This is a genomic window from Nocardia crassostreae (assembly GCF_001613405.1).
GTDB classification, from domain to species: domain Bacteria; phylum Actinomycetota; class Actinomycetes; order Mycobacteriales; family Mycobacteriaceae; genus Nocardia; species Nocardia crassostreae.
The window spans coordinates 59,888-77,664 of sequence record NZ_BDCH01000038.1 but is presented as its reverse complement, the minus strand read 5'-3'; the positions used below and the strand labels follow the sequence as shown (position 1 = coordinate 77,664).

The window sequence follows — 17,777 nt, the reverse complement described above, 5'->3', positions numbered from 1 at the left end:
TGTTGCTACGAAGCGATGTCAAATCGCCTGTTCAGAGGCCTGAATCGCACGATTAGTACCAAGTGGTCTCGTAGCTGGCGGGTCAAGCTCTTGAAACCGAACGCCCCGAGTACGACCTTGGTTGTGTGTACGTCTGCGATTGGTCGATCACGAGCGCCCTCGTCGACGAGTTCGCGGAACGACTACCCGGCCCGGACGACACCTGGCGCGTCAGCTGGCTGCCCGGCCGCCTCCTCAGCAGAGCCGAGGCCGTCGCCGCCATCGAATTGGTGGAACTCCTCTACGACCCCGCCCATCCGAACGACGCCGATCTGCAGGCCACCATCGCCGAGTCCGCCGCGCGCCTGGGTATCCGGCCCATCGACGCCGCCATCACCCTGTCCGAGCGCCATCCCCATCCGTGACGCGCGGCCGGGCGACTACTCCGCCAGATGTCCCGGCACCGCGAACATGGTGACCGACATATGGAAGTCGCCGGTCCGCACACCCGACTCGATATCGACGAGCAACTGCTCGGCCTGCGCGGCGGTGATGACTCCGGCGGCGACCGCGCTCTCACCGAACATCCGCTGCAACGGCAGGATGACCTCCGGGTCCCAGATGACGGCCTGAGATCCGAGATCGTCGATGACGAATCCGGCCCGCACCAGCAGGCCGCGCAGCAACCGGCCCGATCCGGGATTGGTGGCACGCGCCGAGGCGTGGGTGTCCAAGGCCGCCACCACCTCCGGATCTCCCGGATGGGTGATGGCGGTGTGCCAGTCGGTATCGATCAGGATCACCCGTCCACCCGGACGCAGTACCCGGGCGATCTCGGCCGTCGCGCCCGCCGGATCGTCCAGGTGCTGATAGACGCGCTCACAGCGGACCGCGTCGAAACTGTCGTCCGCGAACGGCAGCCGGTACGCACTCGCCTCGACGAACCGCGCCCCCACCCCGATTTCGGCGGCGCGCGAGCGCGCGACGGCGAGCATGGCGGGATTCGCATCCACGCCGACCGCCATGCCGTCCGCGCCGACCCGGTGCGCGAACTCGAACACCTCCGATCCAGTGCCCGAGCCGATATCCAGGGCACGCTCGCCCGCGCGCACCGCGAGCACCTGCTGCGCCCACTCGCGCAGCCGCCGGATTCCGGGCACCGACGCCTGCATATCGAGCACGTCGACGAGCTGTCCGGTGGCCGCCGACTCGATCTGGTCGGACCGGAAGGAGGGCATATGGTTCGAGTCCGTCATGGCTTCCTCTCTGCTCACATTCGATCGAGATCGGCGAGCTTGTGGCGCAACAGCCCCCGCTCGCGCTCGTTTCCACAGCTGTCGATGGCGCGTTTCAGTTCGTCGCGCGCCTCGGCGGTACGGCCGAGCCGGGTGAGGAGTTCACCGCGAACGGTCGGGAGGAGATGCGATTTCGCCAGGGCGCCCGCGGCCACCAGGTCGTCGACAATGGTCAGGGCGGCAGCCGGGCCCTGGGCCATGGCGACCGCAGCGGCGCGATTGAGGTCGACGATGGGCGACGGGGCCAGGCGGCCCAGCGCCTCGTAGATGAGAACTATGCGCTCCCAGTTCGTCTCCTCGACCGAACCGGCCACCGCATGGCATTCGGCGATCGCCGCCTGTAAGCCGTAGGCGCCCAGACCGCGACCCAGCTGTTCGACGCGGGCCAGCGCGGCGCGGCCGCGGCGGATCGCGGACCGATCCCACCGGCGGCGATCCTGATGTTCGAGCAGGATGGGGTCGCCGTCGGGGGCGGTGCGCGCCGGGAAACGAGCGGCCGTGAGCTCCAGGAGAGCCGAAAGACCATGCGCCTCGGGCTCGTTCGGGGCGAGGTGGGTCAGCACCCGCGCCAGGCGCTGCGCTTCGCCCGCCAGATCGAAGCGAATGAGATCCGAGCCGGAGGTGGCGGAGGAGCCCTCGGTGAAGATCAGATAGATGACGCTGAGCACCGAGCCCAGGCGTTCGCCGCGCTCCGCGGCCGACGGGAGCTCGAACCGGACCCGGGCCGCGCCGAGGGTTTTCTTCGCACGGGTGATTCGGGCCTGCACGGTGGCGGTCGGGACCAGGAAGGCCTTGGCGATCTCATCGCTGGTGAGGCCGCCGACCACGCGCAGGGTGAGCGCCACCCGCGCCTCGCGCGACAGCACCGGATGGCAGGCGATGAAGATCAGGGCGAGCACATCGTCGTCGATCCGATCGGGATCCCACAGCACATCCCCACGGTCACCGGGTGATTCGCCCGGCGGGCCGCCCGCGACGGCGCCGCCCTCGCCCAGATCGCGGGCGAGAGCGGCATAGCGTTCGTCGAGTGCGGCGCGGCGGCGGAAGGCATCGATGGCGCGGCGGCGGCCTACCGTCAGCAGCCAACCGGCCGGATTGCGGGGCATGCCCTCGCGCGGCCAGGTCACCAGCGCCTCCGCCAGCGCTTCCTGGGCGAGATCCTCGGCCAGCGCGAAATCGCCGGTATAGCGCGCCAGCGCACCGACGATTCGCGCGGACTCGATCCGCCAGACGGCGGCTACGGCCTCACGGCCGGTGACATCGCCCATGGGCCGCGCTCAGAGCTGGCCGGTGGCTTCGCGCCACTTGCGCTCTTTCTGGATCCAAATGTTGTCCTGCGGGAATTCGTCGATGGTGGGGACGCGGCGGATCTCGGTCTTGATCCCCGGCCTGGTCATCGGCATCCGCTTGGCCCACTCCACGGCCTCTTCCTTCGAGGCCACATTGAGCAGATAGAAGCCGCCGAACAGCTCCTTGGTCTCGCCGTACGGGCCGTCGGTCACCACCGGCGGCTCCGAGGAGTAGTCCACGACCACACCACCGGAGGGATCGTCGAGCCCCTCGGCGGCGAGCAGGATGCCCGCCCGGATCAGCTCGTCGTTGAACTGGCCCATGGCGGTGAGCATCTCGTCGAAGTCGATGTCCTCCATCGACTTCACTGCTTCATCGGTCGCGCGGAAGATCAGCATGTACTTCATGTCGGGTTCTCCTCGGTTGTCCGGGTCCTTCTCGACCCTCTCACCACTGGGTCGAACGGGGAACCGCATCGATCGACACGACACCGAGAATTTTTCTTCGGAGACCCGTGGCCGCGATCGCCGCGGCCTAGCCGCGCGCGGCTCGCACCATGGCGTCGACCGCCTGCTCGGTCGGGATCGGCTCGATACCGAAGTGGGCCGTGGCGGCCGTGGAGTCGAGCACGAACGGCCGGTCGAACTGGTACCGGAGTTCGCGGATCTCCCGCGCGTCCGCATTGAACAGACCGGCGACCCACAGCACCGCGTAGGGCATCCGGCCGATTCGGGCGGGCGCCGTGCCCGCGGCGGTGGCGGTGAGCTCGGCGAGTGCGCGCATGGACATGGGCGGTGGGGTCGGCACGTGCCAGGCTCGGCCCCACGCTGTTTCGTCGGCCGCGGCTGCGACCAGGGTGCGCGCCACATCGTCGATCGCGGTCCAGCTGTGCGGCGCGTCCAGGTCGGCGGGCACCAGCGCCTGCTTACCGGCGAGCAGGGCGGACAGCGCCATGGCGGTGAACGTCGAATTCGCGCCCGCCCCGAGGTAATCGGATCCGCGCACCTCGACGGTGCGGATCCGGCCCGCCTCGTGCGCCGCCAGGGCCGTGGTCCACATGTCGGTGCGCACCCGGCCCTTCACCGAATCGGGCCGCAGCGGCTGCGATTCGCCGACCGGGCCGTCGAAGGGGCCGTAGCCGTACAGATTTCCGACGCTGGCCAGCAGGGCGCCCGTCTTCTCCGCCGCGCTCACGCAGGACGCGGCCAGCGGCGGGAAGTCGGTGGCCCAGCGCTGATAGGGTATGCCCGCGCACTGGTAGAGCGCGGTCGCGCCGTCGCTGTGACCGATCAGCGTGGGCGCGTCGGTCGCGTCGGCGGCGATCAGTTCGATGCCGGGATGCTGCGGGCCGGTGCCGCGGCGGGTGAGCAGGCGGACTCGCTCACCCCGATCGGCCAGCTGGGTTGCGGTGGCCGTTCCTACGGGACCGGCTCCGATGACGACGTGCAGGGACATGGCGTCCTCGATCCTGTTCGATCTTCCAATGCGACTACTGGACATAGCTTTTCACCTCGGTGCGGCGGTCCGCCCGCGGCCCGGCGACCGCCGAGGCCAGCAGCCGGACACTCGATTCCGACGGGCGTTCTCGTTCGAGAACAGTGTTCTCGTCAAGGTTGAGAGTAGGTGAGTGGGCGCCGCGCAGTCAAGAACACTGTTCTCGAAGTCATCTACCGTTCACGGAACGGTGTCACGTTCTCTACACTGCCGGTATGTCCGCCGGATCCCTGCGCGCCCGCGTCCGCACCGAGATGATCGAGGAAATCAAGGCCACCGCACGGAAGCGGCTGGCCGTGGACGGCGCGGGACTCTCGCTGCGCGGCGTCGCCCGCGATATGGGAATCGTCGCCTCCGCGCTGTACCGGTACTTCCCCAGCCGCGACGACCTGCTCACCGCGCTGATCCTGGAGGGCTACGAATCACTCGGCCGGACGGCCACCGAAGCCGCCGCGGCCGCCCCCGCCGACAACCCGCGCGCACAATGGCTCGCCGTCTGCACCGCCGTCCGCGACTGGGCCGTCGCCAACCCGACCGAATACGGATTGCTCTACGGCAGCCCGATTCCGGGGTACGCCGCCCCTCGCGACACCGTCGCGCCCGCCGCCACCGTCGTACTCCTGCTCGCCGATATCGCCACCCACGCCGAAACCGCCGGACTTCTCCGCCCCGCGCCACTCCCCACCCCACTGCCCGCACCGGTGCGCGCCGACCTGCGCACCCTTATCGAACAGCAGTCCACCGACCTCCCGGAAGAGGTCTTGGACCGCGTATTCGTAACCTGGACACAGCTTTTCGGCCTGGTTACCTTCGAAATCTTCGGCCGCCTCGACGGCACCATCGAAGCCGTCGCCGAATATTTCGACCACCACATGAACCTCATGGCCGACCTGATCGGCTTACCGACCCAGCCCTGAAAACGCCGCGGCCCGGCCCACCACAATGGCAGGCCGGGCCGCGATCGGCCGATGACTCAGCTCGCGTCACCGCTGCATTGCGAATCCAGCAGTGTGGCCTCACTCGCCGCCGCGCTCATCGTCGCCGGTCGCGGCGGACCGAAGGCGGCGATCGCCGCCCGCTCCGCATCGGCCCGGGTCGGGCCCACCGCCGCGAGATACCGGCCGTCCCGCTTCGCCAGCGCCACGCACTCGTCCACGAATCGCGCGATGACGGTGCAGTTCGAATAGCCGCACTCCTCGATCGCGTCCCGATCGGATTCGCCGTGCGACGGGTAGTTCCACGTGACTCCCCATACGGTGCCCTCCGGAGTGCCCGTCGCGAGAGCGAGCGACCCGTAGTAGCGCCCATCCGGTCCGGGTTCGGCCGCAGCCGTTCCCGCCCCGCCGGTGACCGCCACCGTCGATACGACCGCGAGCCCCAATACCGCCTTGCGCAGTGCAAACATCCGATTTTCTCCCCATCAGAACGGTTTCGGATCCGAAACCTGTTCCGATCTTGTCGGACTCCACCGACAGAAATCACCAGAAATACCGCGCACCGAGGACATCGACCGATTCACCGACCGATCCATCCCGGCGCCCTGCCCGGAAACGCCGGAGACCGGCCCACCCGAAGGTGAGCCGGTCCCGGTTCGAACAGGTTGCCGGAAGGCAGGACTCAGAAGTCCATGCCGCCCATGCCGCCCATGCCACCGGTCGGGTCGCCCGCGGGGGCGGCCTTCTCCGGCTTGTCGGCGACGACGGCCTCGGTGGTGAGGAACAGCGCCGCGATGGACGCCGCGTTCTGCAGCGCCGAGCGGGTGACCTTGACCGGGTCGGCAACGCCGGCGGCCAGCAGGTCGACGTACTCGCCCGAGTCGGCGTTCAGGCCGTGGCCCGCCGGGAGGTTCGAGACCTTCTCGGCGACGACGCCGGGCTCCAGGCCCGCGTTGAAGACGATCTGCTTCAGCGGAGCCGAGAGGGCGACGCGCACGATGTTCGCGCCGGTGGCCTCGTCACCGGTGAGGGACAGCTCGTCCAGGGCCGGAGCCGACTGCAGCAGGGCCACGCCGCCACCGGCGACGATGCCCTCCTCCACGGCGGCCTTGGCATTGCGCACGGCATCCTCGATGCGGTGCTTGCGCTCCTTGAGCTCGACCTCGGTCGCGGCGCCCGCCTTGATGACGGCGACGCCACCGGCCAGCTTGGCCAGGCGCTCCTGCAGCTTCTCGCGGTCGTAGTCCGAATCCGAGTTCTCGATCTCGGTGCGGATCTGCGCGACACGGCCCTTGATGGCCTCGGCGTCGCCCGCGCCCTCGACGATGGTGGTCTCGTCCTTGGTGACGACGACCTTGCGGGCCTGGCCCAGCAGCTCCAGACCGGCGGTCTCCAGGGAGAGGCCGACCTCTTCGCTGACGACCTCGCCACCGGTCAGGATGGCGATATCGGCCAGCATGGCCTTGCGACGGTCACCGAAGCCCGGGGCCTTCACGGCAATGGACTTGAAGGTGCCGCGGATCTTGTTCACGACCAGGGTCGACAGGGCCTCGCCCTCGACGTCCTCGGCAATGATCAGCAGCGGCTTACCGGCCTGGATGACCTTCTCCAGCAGCGGCAGCAGATCCTTGACGGTCGAGATCTTCGAGCCGACCAGCAGGATGTACGGATCCTCGAGGACCGCTTCCTGACGCTCCGGGTCGGTCACGAAGTAACCGGAGATGTAGCCCTTGTCGAAGCGCATGCCCTCGGTGAGCTCCAGCTGGAGACCGAAGGTGTTGCTCTCCTCGACGGTGATGACGCCTTCCTTGCCGACCTTGTCCATGGCCTCGGCGATGAGCTCACCGATGGACGAGTCGCCCGCCGAGATACCGGCGGTGGCAGCGATCTGCTCCTTGGTCTCGACCTCCTTGGCGGTGGCGAGAAGCTTGGTGGTGACGGCCTCGACGGCCTTCTCGATGCCGCGCTTCAGGCCCAGCGGGTTCGCACCCGCGGCCACGTTGCGCAGGCCCTCGCGAACCAGAGCCTGGGCGAGCACGGTGGCGGTGGTGGTGCCGTCACCCGCGACGTCGTCGGTCTTCTTCGCAACTTCCTTGGCGAGCTCCGCGCCGATCTTCTCGTACGGGTCCTCGAGCTCGATTTCCTTGGCGATGGAGACGCCGTCGTTGGTGATGGTGGGGGCGCCCCACTTCTTCTCCAGCACGACATTGCGGCCCTTCGGGCCCAGGGTCACCTTGACAGCGTCGGCGAGGCTGTTCAGACCGCGCTCAAGACCGCGGCGAGCCTCTTCGTCGTACGCAATTGTCTTGGCCATTGCGTTGAGATCCTCCAGATCAGGGGATTGACACGATCTGGCCAGGCTCGGTGCCCGCGACGGACGACCAGATTGGCCTCACCGTCCCGACCTAGCACTCACGGGTATGGAGCGCCAAAGCCATTTCTAGCACTCAGCACTCCCGAGTGCAAGGTCGGGGGTACGGGTGGGGAGAGGGCCCAACTACATGACCAGGCGGTCGTCCACGCGGAGCAGGAGGGCTATCAGGGCGTCGGTGCGGCGTTCTTCGGGGGTGCGGGGTTCGCCGTGGTCTATGTCGACCAGGGCGGCGTCTTGGAGGAGGAGTTCGGCTTCTATGCGCATGATGGCGCGGATGAACGGCGGGGCCACGTCGGGTGGCAGGTCGCCGTTCACGATGTAGCCGCCGTCCGGAGTGTCCTCGGTCGAGACATAGGAGAGGGCGCGCAGCAGGTCAGCGCGTCTTTCCCCCGCAACTAGGTCGGAACCCTCGTCGTCCGCCATTTCTCCATCGTATCCGGAGAGCGGGCGGAAGCTGGGGAACTGGACGGGCGGTATTACTTCGCGTCGGGGGATTCGGCGGATCGCTTGGTGGTGATCACCTCGAGGAGGGACTCGATATCGGCGGAAACGGCGTCCTTGTCGAGGCCCAGGCCGGACAGAACGCCGGTGCCGTTCTCCTGGTCGAGGAGGGCCAGCAGGAGGTGCTCGGTGCCGATGTAGTTGTGGCCGAGGCGCAGCGCCTCGCGGAAGGTGAGTTCGAGGGCCTTCTTGGCTTGGCCGTCGAACGGGATCAGGGCGGGGATTTCGCCGTCGGCGGCGGGGGGCAGGGCGGCGGTGGCCACGCGGCGGACCGCGTCGGCACTGACACCCTTGGCGGTGATGACCCGCACGGCAAGGGATTCCGGATCACGCAGCATGCCGAGGATGAGGTGGTCGGTGGTGATCTCGGAGTTGCCGCCGTCACGCGCCTCTTCCTGAGCGGCCACCACGACGGCGCGGGCCCGCGGGGTGAAGCGCGCGAAGCCCGCGTTCGGGTCGAGGGCCGCGGCATCGGCGGCATCGCCGGGGGGCTTGGGCACGAAGCGCTTCTGGGCGGCCTGTTTGGTAACCCCCATGCTGCCGCCGATATCGGTCCAGGAGGCCCCGGCGCGGCGGGCCTGGTCGACGAAGTGGCCTATCAGGTGATCGGCGACCTCGCCGAGATGGTTGGCGAGGACGACGGCGTCGGAGAGTTGCTCCAGCACATTGTCGGGGCGCGCCTGCTTTATGCCGTTGATCAGGTCGTCCAAGCGGAATGGATTCGTCATGCGTCAACTTTAGGTCGACTATCCTTCGATGGTCAACCGTAAGTTGACGATTTCGCCGTGAGCGGACAGCCCCCCGCTCAGGGGCGCGCCGCACTGCCCGCACCGCGCACGATCAGCTCCTTGAACCGGGCCGCGGTACGACCGGTCAGCACGGTGCGCGCCGGAGCGTCGTCGGCATGCACGAACTAGATGACACCGTCGGCGCGGCCGAGGCTGATGCACTGGAAGTAGTAGCGGAACCGGCGCGGCGCGGGCTCCTTACCGCGCAGCCGGGCGGCCAGGGCGGTGGCGGCGTACTTGCCCGCGGGCAGCGCGGTGGCGCAGGCCATCCGCAGCTCGCGCGCGCCGGGACCGGCGACGATCGCGGCATCGCCGACCGCGTAGATCTCCGGATGCGAACGGGACCGCAGCTCGTCGTCCACCAGCACGCGGCCCTGCGCGTTCACGGCCAGCCCGGAGTCGGCGGCGACGGCCGGAACCGCGAAACCGGTCGTCCACAGCACGGTATCGGCCTGAATCCGGTCGCCACCGGCCAGTTCGACACCGTCCGGATGCACCTCGACGACCTTCGCACCGGAGTACACCGGCACGCCGAGCCGGTCCAGCACCGCGCGAATATGCCCGCGCGCCTTGTCCGAGAGCCAGGCGCCCGGCTCTTCGGCGCTCAGCAGCAGCACGGTGAGATCCGGTCTGGCCTCGGCCAATTCGGTGGCGGTCTCGATGCCGGTGGCGCCGCCGCCCACCACCGCGACCCGGCCGGACAACGCGGGCAGCTGCCGCACATCCTCGGGAGTCGCCACCGCACGGGCGAATTCGGCCGCCCCGGGCACGCCATCAGCCTGGCCGATACTGCCGAGCGCGTAGATGAGCGAATCGTAGGAGACGGACCAGTTCCCCTCCAGCTCTATGCTCCGCTGCATCGTGTCGATCCGTACCGCCCGCGCCTGCACGAACTCGATTCCCTTGCGCTCCAGCAATTCCCGCAGATCCCAGCGCGGAATCCGCTGTCCGGCCAGGGCCTGGTGCAAGCGCACCCGCTCGACCAGGTGCGCCCGCGCCTCGATCACCGTGACCCGCGCGCCCGGCACGCGCGCGGCCTGCTTCGCGGCCGACAATCCGGCGCATCCGGCGCCCAGAACGACGATCCGATGTTCTCCGGTCATGAGGGTGACTTCCTTTCGCTAGGCCGACACCCTCCAGACGGGATGGCCTCCACATCCCTGACAGATCCGCAGGTGCGCTGTGTCACAGCGATTTCAGTGCCCGGCGACCTGGTCGGCGCGCATGAAGAAGGCCAGCTTGTCCGGGTTCAGCACCAGCCGGATGCCAGCGATCTTGTCGCCGGAGATGTCGATGGCGGCAATGAGGAAGGTCGCGCCGAAGCTGCGAACCACCAGGGCGTGCGCACCGTTCACATCCTCGAACGCGAGCCCCAGCCCGGGCACCTCGTGGGCGAACAGACCCACCACATAGCGGGCGACCCGCGCCGGACCGGTGATCGGCCGACGCGCCGCGGTGACCTTGCCGCCGCCATCGGCCACCGACACGATATCGGCGGTGAACATGGCCTCCAGCGAGGCGACGTCACCGGATGCGGCTGCGGCCAGGAACTTCTCGAACAGCTCACGGGCATGCGCCGGGGCCGGATCGAAACGCGGGCGGTCCTCGCGCACCCGCTGTGCGGCCCGGCGATAGAGCTGCTGGGAATTCGCCTCGGTGAGGTCGAGCATGTCGGCGATCTCGCGATGGGCGTAACCGAAGGCCTCCCGCAGCACGAAGACCGCCCGCTCGGCCGGGGTCAGCCGCTCCAGCAGCGTCAGGAAGGCCAACGACACCATCTCGCGCTGTTCGGCCGATTCCAGCGGCCCCAGTTCACCACCCGCGGTGGACACCGGTTCGGGTAGCCACGGCCCGACATAGGATTCGCGGCGAGCCCGGGCCGAATCCAGCCAGGTGCGGCACAAGTTCACCAGAATCGTGGTCAACCACGCTTCAACGGAACGGATCTCGGCGCGAAAGGTGGAGTCCCACCGCAAATACGTCTCCTACACCGCATCCTCGGCCTCCGCCGCCGATCCGAGCATGCGATACGCGAGCGCGAACAGCCGAGGCCGATGCCGCTGGAATTCGATCAGCCCGTCGGCGTCCATCCGTCCACCCGTCCTCGCACTACGCAACCGTTTTGCGACGATACGCCTGCGCGACGCGCGGACAGCCGTGAAGATCCACACGCCCCATACGGTGCGCCGCACCCCTAATGAGGGGCCAACAGATCCCTAACGGAGATCAGGAGAAGAGTATTTCGGGCACAAGTCCCCGAACCCCGATGCGGTGTCAACCTTGCGGGATCACTTGGGGGCTACGCGGATTGCGACGGCTACCGGGGTTTGGGTGTAGGCGTCGGCGAGGCAGGCCAGTTTGGCGGTGCCGAGCGCCACGTTGGGGCTGCCCTCGAGGATGGAGCCGGGGTTGGCGGCGAGGATTTGGTCGATGACGGACTTCTCGGTGGCGTCGTCCAGGTCGCGGAATTCGCCGCAGGTGGTCTGGGCGCCATTGGGAGCGGTGGTCTTCTTGGTGACCGGAGAGACAGGAGCCTCGGACGGAGGCTCGATCGGAGCGGCGGCCGTGGTGGACGGGCGGGGCGCGGTTAGTCGGGTCGTGGTCGCCGCGGTATTGGTGTTCTGGCCGGTCGTGGTGGTGGAACCGTCCTGCCCGCAGGCGGCGAGCGCCAACGTCATCGCGCCTGCCGCGAGGGCGACGATCGAAATCCTCTTCATACCCTGCTTTCCGAGCTTCCCGGGAGTGCCTGCGCGCCGGTGCCGCCCGGCGCTCGCAGCAGCGTACCCGGTCCGAACCACCGAATCAGTGCAGCTGACTCTGCCAGTCCGCGGGCACCCGATCGCGCGGGCCCGGAACCGTCTGATCGAGCGGATGATGACTGGGCGGCGAGAGCTCGGGCCCGCCGTCGTACATCTCATCCGTCTCGTAGTTCCAGAACCAGTCCTCACCGGGCTCGAAACTCTGCACGAACGGATGCCCCGTGTTCTTGAAATGCTTGGTGGCGTGCTGCGACGGCGAGGTGTCACAACACCCGACATGCCCGCACTGCGCACATCGGCGCAGATGCACCCACCAGCCCTGCGCGGCTTCGCATTCCACACACCCGGTGCCACTCGGCGCGATGGTCGTGTCGACTCCCGGAATTTGCTCCGACATCGAATGCCTCCCGTATCAGCTTGCGGTGCTTGTAGTTTGCAGATTCTCGGCGAGCTCCGGGCTCTCCAGGGGCCGCCGGACGATGAAACGCGTATTGCCCGGCTCGGATTCGACCCGGATATCACCGTGATGCTTGTTCACCACGATGCGGAAGGAGATGTCCAGGCCCAGCCCGGTGCCCTCCCCCACCGGCTTGGTGGTGAAGAACGGTTCGAAGATGCGGTGCCGCAACTCGTCCGGCACGCCCGGCCCGGTATCGCCGATCTCCACTGCGGCGCAACCGTTCTCCAGATAGGTGCGCACGGTGAGCGTGCCGCGCCCGCCCATGGCCGCGATGGCATTGTCGATCAGGTTCGTCCATACCTGATTCAGCTCCGCCGCGAAGCACGGCACCGGCGGCAGGCCGTGGTCGTACTCCTTGACCACCTGGATATCGTCACCGATCTTGCGCCCCAGCATGACCAGCGTGCTGTCCAGCAATTCGTGGATGTCGACCACCTGGAACGGCGCCCGATCCATCTGCGAATACTGCTTGGCGGCATTCACCAGCGAGGAGATGCGCGTGGTGGAGTCGGCGATCTCGTTCATGAGCAGCTCGGTCTCGACCGTGTAGTTGAGCCAGCGGATGGCGCCCTCGAAAACGCCCTGCCCGCAACCGGACAGCGTGCCGTGGATCTTCTCCAGCCAGTCGATGTCGAATCCGGCCTGTACGAAATTCGGCGCCAGATCCCAGCCATTGGCGATGTCGTGGCTCTCCAGCCAGTCGCCGAACTCGTCCTCGCGGTCGGCGGCTTCCAGGGAGGTCAGCGTCGGCGCCTTGGCGACCTGCTCGGCGGCCTCTTCCTGCAGGGCCACCAGCTTCTCGAGCGTCTTGGAGTCGAATTTGCCGTGCGCCATCATCTTCAGCTTGTGCCGCATCCCGGCGACGCGCTCCCGCAGCGAGGAGGTGGCGCGCACCGCGGCGGCGGCCGGATTGTTCAGCTCGTGGGTGAGTCCCGCCGACAGCGAGCCCAGCGCCACCAGCCGCTCGCGCTGCCCGATGATCTCGTTGGCATTGCGATTGCCGAAGAACACGCCTTCGAGCAGGTGCAGCGCCATGGGGAACCAGGTCTGCACCATGCGCGCGAAGGTCCCGGCATCGAGGACGAAGAACTTCGACGGCCGGGTGACATAGAACGAACTGGTGTAGCTCTGATCGACCTTGTCGCCCATGTACGCCGTCCAGGCGCCCCCATAGGACCCGTGGTGATCGGTGCGGACAAGTTCGATCTCCTCACCGCCGGAGAGTTTGGTCAGCCGGACCTCGCCGTCCATGAGCACATAGAAGCAGGTGGCCGGATCGCCCTCGCGGAAAACCAGTCCCGGCTCGAAGTTCTCGACCCGCCAGTCGCGGCACAGCCACGCCAGCTGTTCGTCGTCGAGCTTCTCGAACAGGAACAGCTCGCGCAGCTCATTGGGGTCGCAGATCAATTGGGTTCCCACGGCACTCCTACTGTTTCGCCAGGTAGCGATGGACGAGCATGACGGCCATCGCACCTTCACCGACGGCCGACGCCACCCGCTTGGCCGATTCCGACCGTACGTCCCCGGCCACGAACACACCGGGAACGCTGGTCTCCAAATGCTGCGGCGGCCGCGGCAGCTCCCAGCCCGCGGGCCGCTCGCCGTCCACCATGAGGTCGGGCCCGGCCACCACGTAACCCGCGGCATCGCGCGTCACCAGACCGTCGAGCCATTCGGTTTCCGGCGCCGCGCCGATGAACAGGAACAGCCGCTCCGTGTCCACCTTCTCCTCCACACCGGTCTCGTTGTCGCGCAAGACGATCCGCTCCAGATGATCGTCGCCGTCGGCGGCGATCACCTCGGTGCGGGTGTGCAGTTTGATATTCGGAATCTGCTCGATCTGCTGAATCAGATAGTGCGACATGGAATCCTCGAGCGATCCCGCTCGCACCAGAATGTGCACGGTGCGCGCGTGCCGCGACAGATACACCGCCGCCTGCCCCGCCGAATTCGCGCCGCCCACAATGTAGACGTCCCGATCGGCGCAATCGGCGGCCTCGGTCATGGCAGAGCCGTAATAGACGCCGCGGCCGGTGAATTCGTCGACGCCGGGCGCGGGATGATGCCGATAATTGACGCCGGTGGCGATCAGAATCGAATGCGCCGCAATGGATCCGCCGTCCGCGAACTTCACCACGCGCGCCGAGCCGCACGCCTCCAGCGCCACCACCTCGCGCGCCGTGATCAATTCCGCGCCGAATTTCACCGCCTGCCGCCGCGCCCGATCCGCCAGCTGCGCCCCGGACAGCCCGTCCGGGAAGCCCAGGTAGTTCTCGATGCGCGAGCTCTGCCCGGCCTGGCCGCCGGTCGCGGTGCGCTCCACCAGCACCGTCCGCAGGCCCTCCGACGCGCCGTAAACCGCCGCGCCGAGACCGGCCGGTCCGCCGCCCACCACGATGAGGTCGTAGAAATCGCCCACCGGATCGGTGGACAGGCCCACCGCGCTGGCCAGCTCCGCATCCGAGGGCCCGATCAGCACCTCGCCGGTCGGATTGATGATCACCGGGCACTGCTCCTCGGTCGCGCCCGCCGCGGTCAGCAGCCGCGCGCCCTCCGGCTCGTCGAACTGATACCAGCGATACGGCAACTGATTGCGCGCCAGGAACTCCCGCACCTCCGAACAACGCGCCGACCAGCGGTGCCCGACCACCTTGGTCTCGGTCACCGGCCGCTGCGGATCGCTGCGCCAGGCATCGAGCAGCGCGTCGATGACCGGATACAGCTTCTCCTCCGGCGGATCCCACGGCTTGAGCAGGTAGTGGTCGAGATCGACCACATTGATGGCCTCGATGGCGGCATTGGTGTCGGCGTAGGCGGTGAGCAATACCCGCCGCGCGTTCGGATGCAGGTCCATGGCCTGCTCCAGGAATTCGACGCCGTTCATATTCGGCATCCGGTAGTCCGCGATCAGCACCGCCACCGGTTGACCGCGCAGTTTCATCTCGCGCAGCGCGTCGAGCGCATCGGCGCCCGATTCCGCCCGCAAGATCCGGTAATCCGCGCCGTAGCGGCGACGCAGGTCGCGGACCACGGCGCGGAACACGCCGGGATCGTCGTCGACACTGAGGATGGCCGGCTTGGCGGCAGCTGCTGAGGTCACCTAAGAAGTATGCGGGGGGCCGTCAAACCCACTGGATAGCTGTTCACCATCGGCTAAATCCGATGATGCTGCACCAGATCCAACTCGTTCGGAGTGAGCAGTCGTTCCAACCGTTCCTCCAGGGCGCCATTGGCCTTGCGTTTGGCCCCCGTCGCCGGGCCGGGCGCAACGGTCTCGTCAGCGGGAAGTAGCGGGACCGTCTTGGTCCTACGATGTAGGAGCGAGCGCAGTTTCACGGCCGATCACCTCACGTTTCCCATTCGGAAGCTCGTGGCTGTGTCGTTGCTTCGTCTATCCCATATTGTGCGCCGCCCATTACATTCGCCGGACCTGCAACACCGGAATGTGATCTAGTTGATTTTCAGTGTTCGAACTAGGATTCGTGGTACCGACCGTCACACCCTCCGAAGGGGCAGCGCTGCCGAAGAATCTCGAAGCCGCCATCGATATCGCCGCGGCGCCCGACCAGGCCTGGAAGGTGGTCTCCGACCTCAAGCGGATGCCCGAGTTCAGCCCGCAGTGCATTCGCATGCAGCCGCTCGGAGCCGTCAAGACCGGCACCTGGACCATCAATGTCAATCGCGACGGCCGCAAGTTCTGGCCGACCACCTCGCGCGTCGTGCGGTTCGAGCCGAACAAGGCGATCGCCTTCCGTATCAATGACAATCGCACCATCTGGTCGTTCACCATCGAGCCCACCGAGAGCGGCAGCAGGCTGATACAACGCCGCGACTGCCCCAATGGCACGACCTGGATCTCCCGCAAGGCCATCGAGCGCGCGCTCGGCGGCGAGGAGCCCTTCGAGGTCGCGCTCCTCGCGGGCATGAACGAAACCCTCGGCAGGATCAAGGCCGCCCTCGAGCGCTGATCTGCGTGTTTCCCCGTGGCACCCGGCCCGGATGCGTAGGTTCGGCCTATGCGACGACTTACAGGTATCTGCGCCGCGGCCGCCGGGACCGCGCTGCTGCTGACCGGGTGCGGTAGCTCCGATTCCGATGCCGAGCGCACGGTCACCGTGGTCGGCACCGGCAAGGTGCAGGGCGCGCCCGATGTGCTCAATGCCAACCTCAGCGCGGACGTGACCGCGCCCGATGTATCCACCGCCGTGGACGGCGCGAACGCCAAGGCCAAGGCCATTACCGATGCCATGGTCGAGGCCGGGGCCAAGCGGGAGGACATTCAGACCAGCGATCTGTCCGTACAGCCCAGCTACGGTCCGGACGGGCGGGATATCACCGGCTATCGGGCCACCAATTCCGTGCACGTCCTCATCCGGGATCTGCCCAAGGCCTCGGCGGTGCTGGACGCGGCCGTCAAGGCGGGTGGCAATGAAACTCGCATCAGCTCGGTGTCGTTCGGGCTCGAGGACAATACGAAATTGCTGTCCGATGCCCGGGCCCGCGCCTTCGAGGACGCCAAATCCCGGGCCCAGCAGTACGCCGATCTGTCCGGGCTCGGACTGAAGAGCGTGCAGACCATTTCCGAGGACAGCAGCGGCTATTGGCCGCAGACGCCGATGACGCGCGAGAACGCACCCAGCGGAGCGGCCGATTTCAGCCTCGAACCCGGCCAGCAGACGGTGAGTTTCACGGTCACCGTCGTGTGGCAACTCGGTTGAGCCGCCGCTACTTCCAGTTCGGCAGCGTCACGACCTGCGCCGCATAGGACAGCCCGGCGCCGAAGGCGATGAGCAGGGCGGCGCCGCCGGGTTTGGCATCGCCCTTGCGCAGCAGGGCCTCCATGGCCAGGGGGATGGAGGCGGCCGAGGTATTGCCGGTCTCCTCGATGTCATTGGCCAGCGCGCAATTGTCGGGCAGCTTCAGCACGCGGGCCATGATCTCGATGATCCGGCCATTGGCCTGATGCGGGACCATGGCGTCCAGATCGCCGGGGGTGAGACCGGCGCGCTCGATGGCATCGCGGCACACCTTCTCCAGCGAGTGTGCGGCCCAGCGGAATACGGCCGTGCCCTCCATGGCGAGATACGGGCGGACGGCGTCCAGGCCGCGCTCGTCGATCTCGCGGAAGAAGTCCATCCAGTCCTTGTCCTGGCGGATGGTGTGATGCTGGGTGCCGTCCGAACCCCATACGGTGGGCCCGACACCGGGTTCCTCGGACGGGCCGACCACCACCGCGCCCTCACCGTCGGCGAACAGGAAGGCGGTGCCGCGGTCCTTGGGATTGACGGCGTCGGTGAGCTTTTCGACCCCGATGACCAGCACGTGCCGGGACGTGCCGCCCTTCACCAGATCCGAGGCCAGCGCCACCGCATGGCAGAAACCGGCGCACCCGGCGGAGATGTCGAAGGCGGCGACATTGCCCAGGCCCAGTTCGCTGGCGACCTGGGGCGCGGCGGCCGGGGTGAGCAGCAGCCAGGTGGAGGTGGCGACAATGACGCAGTCGATCTCGCCCGGCTCCAGTTCGGCGGCCTCGATGGCATCGCGGGCGGCCGCGACGCTCATGCTCAGGATGGTTTCCTCGGCGGAGGCGAAGCGACGGGTGCGAATACCGGACCGCGTGCGGATCCATTCGTCGCTGGACTCGATCGGTCCGGCCACCTCATCGTTGGTGACGACCCGGGCGGGGCGGTACACGCCGAGCCCGAGCATTGCGGTGTGCTCTACCCCGCTGATCGAGGCAATTCGAGCAGCCATGGTGCTTCTCCTATGTACTGCGCGTCGAACGTGACCTTCATCGGGCCCTCACCCCCCGCGGACCATTCGACACCGCAGACATGAGGCCCCCTCATATTAATCGAGCCAGCGTCCCACATGTGTGCGTATGCTCACAATCGAGGGGTAT

At 67.6% G+C, this 17,777-nt stretch carries 21 protein-coding genes; 4 read left to right on the top strand and 17 right to left on the bottom strand.

Translation table 11 applies throughout. The features are described from left to right. Window positions 1-125: 125 nt before the first annotated feature. Window positions 126-404 (top strand): hypothetical protein, encoded by a 279-nt coding sequence (locus NC4_RS34060; protein ID WP_067547083.1) that lies wholly within the window; start codon window positions 126-128, stop codon window positions 402-404. A gap of 15 nt (window positions 405-419) precedes the next feature. On the opposite strand, the gene NC4_RS34055 is transcribed toward NC4_RS34060, so the two are convergent. From NC4_RS34055 to NC4_RS34040, 4 genes are all read right to left on the bottom strand, one after another. After that, entirely contained in the window at window positions 420-1,235 is an 816-nt protein-coding gene (locus NC4_RS34055; protein ID WP_067547080.1) for a methyltransferase domain-containing protein, read from the bottom strand. A gap of 14 nt (window positions 1,236-1,249) precedes the next feature. Next, window positions 1,250-2,542, bottom strand: coding sequence for an RNA polymerase sigma factor (locus NC4_RS34050; RefSeq protein WP_067547077.1), 1,293 nt, complete (start codon window positions 2,540-2,542; stop codon window positions 1,250-1,252). Window positions 2,543-2,551: 9 nt separating this feature from the next. After that, window positions 2,552-2,971, bottom strand: coding sequence for a YciI family protein (locus NC4_RS34045; RefSeq protein WP_067547074.1), 420 nt, complete (start codon window positions 2,969-2,971; stop codon window positions 2,552-2,554). Window positions 2,972-3,098: 127 nt separating this feature from the next. After that, entirely contained in the window at window positions 3,099-4,019 is a 921-nt protein-coding gene (locus NC4_RS34040; RefSeq protein ID WP_067547071.1) for an NAD-dependent epimerase/dehydratase family protein, read from the bottom strand. Window positions 4,020-4,273: 254 nt separating this feature from the next. Between NC4_RS34040 and NC4_RS34035 the strand changes: the two genes are divergently transcribed. Next, window positions 4,274-4,975, top strand: a complete 702-nt coding sequence (locus tag NC4_RS34035; RefSeq protein ID WP_067547068.1) for a TetR/AcrR family transcriptional regulator — start codon at window positions 4,274-4,276, stop codon at window positions 4,973-4,975. Window positions 4,976-5,031: 56 nt separating this feature from the next. Here NC4_RS34035 and NC4_RS34030 read toward each other — a convergent pair whose 3' ends face one another. From NC4_RS34030 to NC4_RS40725, 12 genes are all read right to left on the bottom strand, one after another. Next, on the bottom strand, window positions 5,032-5,463 hold the full coding sequence (locus NC4_RS34030) for a DUF4189 domain-containing protein (protein ID WP_067547065.1): 432 nt from the start codon (window positions 5,461-5,463) through the stop codon (window positions 5,032-5,034). Between the two features lie 212 nt (window positions 5,464-5,675). Next, complete coding sequence (gene groL / locus NC4_RS34025; RefSeq protein WP_067547062.1) at window positions 5,676-7,307, bottom strand: chaperonin GroEL; 1,632 nt, start codon at window positions 7,305-7,307, stop codon at window positions 5,676-5,678. A 183-nt stretch (window positions 7,308-7,490) separates the two neighbouring features. Beyond that, window positions 7,491-7,790 (bottom strand): hypothetical protein, encoded by a 300-nt coding sequence (locus NC4_RS34020; protein ID WP_067547059.1) that lies wholly within the window; start codon window positions 7,788-7,790, stop codon window positions 7,491-7,493. A 53-nt stretch (window positions 7,791-7,843) separates the two neighbouring features. Continuing rightward, window positions 7,844-8,596 (bottom strand): Clp protease N-terminal domain-containing protein, encoded by a 753-nt coding sequence (locus tag NC4_RS34015; RefSeq protein ID WP_067547056.1) that lies wholly within the window; start codon window positions 8,594-8,596, stop codon window positions 7,844-7,846. 185 nt (window positions 8,597-8,781) lie between these two features. Next, on the bottom strand, window positions 8,782-9,759 hold the full coding sequence (locus NC4_RS34010) for an NAD(P)/FAD-dependent oxidoreductase (protein WP_245722114.1): 978 nt from the start codon (window positions 9,757-9,759) through the stop codon (window positions 8,782-8,784). Between the two features lie 93 nt (window positions 9,760-9,852). Beyond that, on the bottom strand, window positions 9,853-10,581 hold the full coding sequence (locus NC4_RS34005; protein ID WP_245722113.1) for a sigma factor-like helix-turn-helix DNA-binding protein: 729 nt from the start codon (window positions 10,579-10,581) through the stop codon (window positions 9,853-9,855). A gap of 60 nt (window positions 10,582-10,641) precedes the next feature. After that, a complete protein-coding gene (locus NC4_RS43560) occupies window positions 10,642-10,746 on the bottom strand; it encodes a sigma factor (RefSeq protein WP_245722112.1) in 105 nt (34 codons plus the stop codon). 198 nt (window positions 10,747-10,944) lie between these two features. Continuing rightward, window positions 10,945-11,373, bottom strand: a complete 429-nt coding sequence (locus tag NC4_RS34000; protein WP_067547053.1) for a hypothetical protein — start codon at window positions 11,371-11,373, stop codon at window positions 10,945-10,947. Between the two features lie 85 nt (window positions 11,374-11,458). Beyond that, window positions 11,459-11,812, bottom strand: a complete 354-nt coding sequence (locus tag NC4_RS33995; RefSeq protein ID WP_067547050.1) for a UBP-type zinc finger domain-containing protein — start codon at window positions 11,810-11,812, stop codon at window positions 11,459-11,461. 15 nt (window positions 11,813-11,827) lie between these two features. After that, window positions 11,828-13,294, bottom strand: a complete 1,467-nt coding sequence (locus NC4_RS33990; RefSeq protein ID WP_084530028.1) for an ATP-binding protein — start codon at window positions 13,292-13,294, stop codon at window positions 11,828-11,830. Window positions 13,295-13,301: 7 nt separating this feature from the next. After that, window positions 13,302-14,975 (bottom strand): NAD(P)/FAD-dependent oxidoreductase, encoded by a 1,674-nt coding sequence (locus NC4_RS33985; protein WP_067547047.1) that lies wholly within the window; start codon window positions 14,973-14,975, stop codon window positions 13,302-13,304. Between the two features lie 53 nt (window positions 14,976-15,028). Beyond that, on the bottom strand, window positions 15,029-15,211 hold the full coding sequence (locus NC4_RS40725) for a hypothetical protein (RefSeq protein WP_157555390.1): 183 nt from the start codon (window positions 15,209-15,211) through the stop codon (window positions 15,029-15,031). A 182-nt stretch (window positions 15,212-15,393) separates the two neighbouring features. On the opposite strand from NC4_RS40725, the gene NC4_RS33980 reads away from it, so the two are divergent. After that, window positions 15,394-15,843 (top strand): SRPBCC family protein, encoded by a 450-nt coding sequence (locus NC4_RS33980; protein WP_067547117.1) that lies wholly within the window; start codon window positions 15,394-15,396, stop codon window positions 15,841-15,843. 48 nt (window positions 15,844-15,891) lie between these two features. Beyond that, window positions 15,892-16,593, top strand: coding sequence for an SIMPL domain-containing protein (locus tag NC4_RS33975; protein WP_067547044.1), 702 nt, complete (start codon window positions 15,892-15,894; stop codon window positions 16,591-16,593). A gap of 7 nt (window positions 16,594-16,600) precedes the next feature. Here NC4_RS33975 and NC4_RS33970 read toward each other — a convergent pair whose 3' ends face one another. After that, window positions 16,601-17,629, bottom strand: coding sequence for a beta-ketoacyl-ACP synthase III (locus NC4_RS33970; RefSeq protein WP_067547042.1), 1,029 nt, complete (start codon window positions 17,627-17,629; stop codon window positions 16,601-16,603). Window positions 17,630-17,777 lie beyond the last annotated feature (148 nt).

What these genes read in the sequence shown, in the direction of transcription:
- NC4_RS34055 (WP_067547080.1), bottom strand. Translation starts at nt 1,235, where the DNA reads ATGACGGACTCGAACCATATGCCCTCCTTCCGGTCCGACCAGATCGAG.
- NC4_RS34050 (WP_067547077.1), bottom strand. Translation starts at nt 2,542, where the DNA reads ATGGGCGATGTCACCGGCCGTGAGGCCGTAGCCGCCGTCTGGCGGATC.
- NC4_RS34045 (WP_067547074.1), bottom strand. Translation starts at nt 2,971, where the DNA reads ATGAAGTACATGCTGATCTTCCGCGCGACCGATGAAGCAGTGAAGTCG.
- NC4_RS34040 (WP_067547071.1), bottom strand. Translation starts at nt 4,019, where the DNA reads ATGTCCCTGCACGTCGTCATCGGAGCCGGTCCCGTAGGAACGGCCACC.
- NC4_RS34035 (WP_067547068.1), top strand. Translation starts at nt 4,274, where the DNA reads ATGTCCGCCGGATCCCTGCGCGCCCGCGTCCGCACCGAGATGATCGAG.
- NC4_RS34030 (WP_067547065.1), bottom strand. Translation starts at nt 5,463, where the DNA reads ATGTTTGCACTGCGCAAGGCGGTATTGGGGCTCGCGGTCGTATCGACG.
- groL (WP_067547062.1), bottom strand. Translation starts at nt 7,307, where the DNA reads ATGGCCAAGACAATTGCGTACGACGAAGAGGCTCGCCGCGGTCTTGAG.
- NC4_RS34020 (WP_067547059.1), bottom strand. Translation starts at nt 7,790, where the DNA reads ATGGCGGACGACGAGGGTTCCGACCTAGTTGCGGGGGAAAGACGCGCT.
- NC4_RS34015 (WP_067547056.1), bottom strand. Translation starts at nt 8,596, where the DNA reads ATGACGAATCCATTCCGCTTGGACGACCTGATCAACGGCATAAAGCAG.
- NC4_RS34010 (WP_245722114.1), bottom strand. Translation starts at nt 9,759, where the DNA reads ATGACCGGAGAACATCGGATCGTCGTTCTGGGCGCCGGATGCGCCGGA.
- NC4_RS43560 (WP_245722112.1), bottom strand. Translation starts at nt 10,746, where the DNA reads ATGGACGCCGACGGGCTGATCGAATTCCAGCGGCATCGGCCTCGGCTG.
- NC4_RS34000 (WP_067547053.1), bottom strand. Translation starts at nt 11,373, where the DNA reads ATGAAGAGGATTTCGATCGTCGCCCTCGCGGCAGGCGCGATGACGTTG.
- NC4_RS33995 (WP_067547050.1), bottom strand. Translation starts at nt 11,812, where the DNA reads ATGTCGGAGCAAATTCCGGGAGTCGACACGACCATCGCGCCGAGTGGC.
- NC4_RS33975 (WP_067547044.1), top strand. Translation starts at nt 15,892, where the DNA reads ATGCGACGACTTACAGGTATCTGCGCCGCGGCCGCCGGGACCGCGCTG.
- NC4_RS33970 (WP_067547042.1), bottom strand. Translation starts at nt 17,629, where the DNA reads ATGGCTGCTCGAATTGCCTCGATCAGCGGGGTAGAGCACACCGCAATG.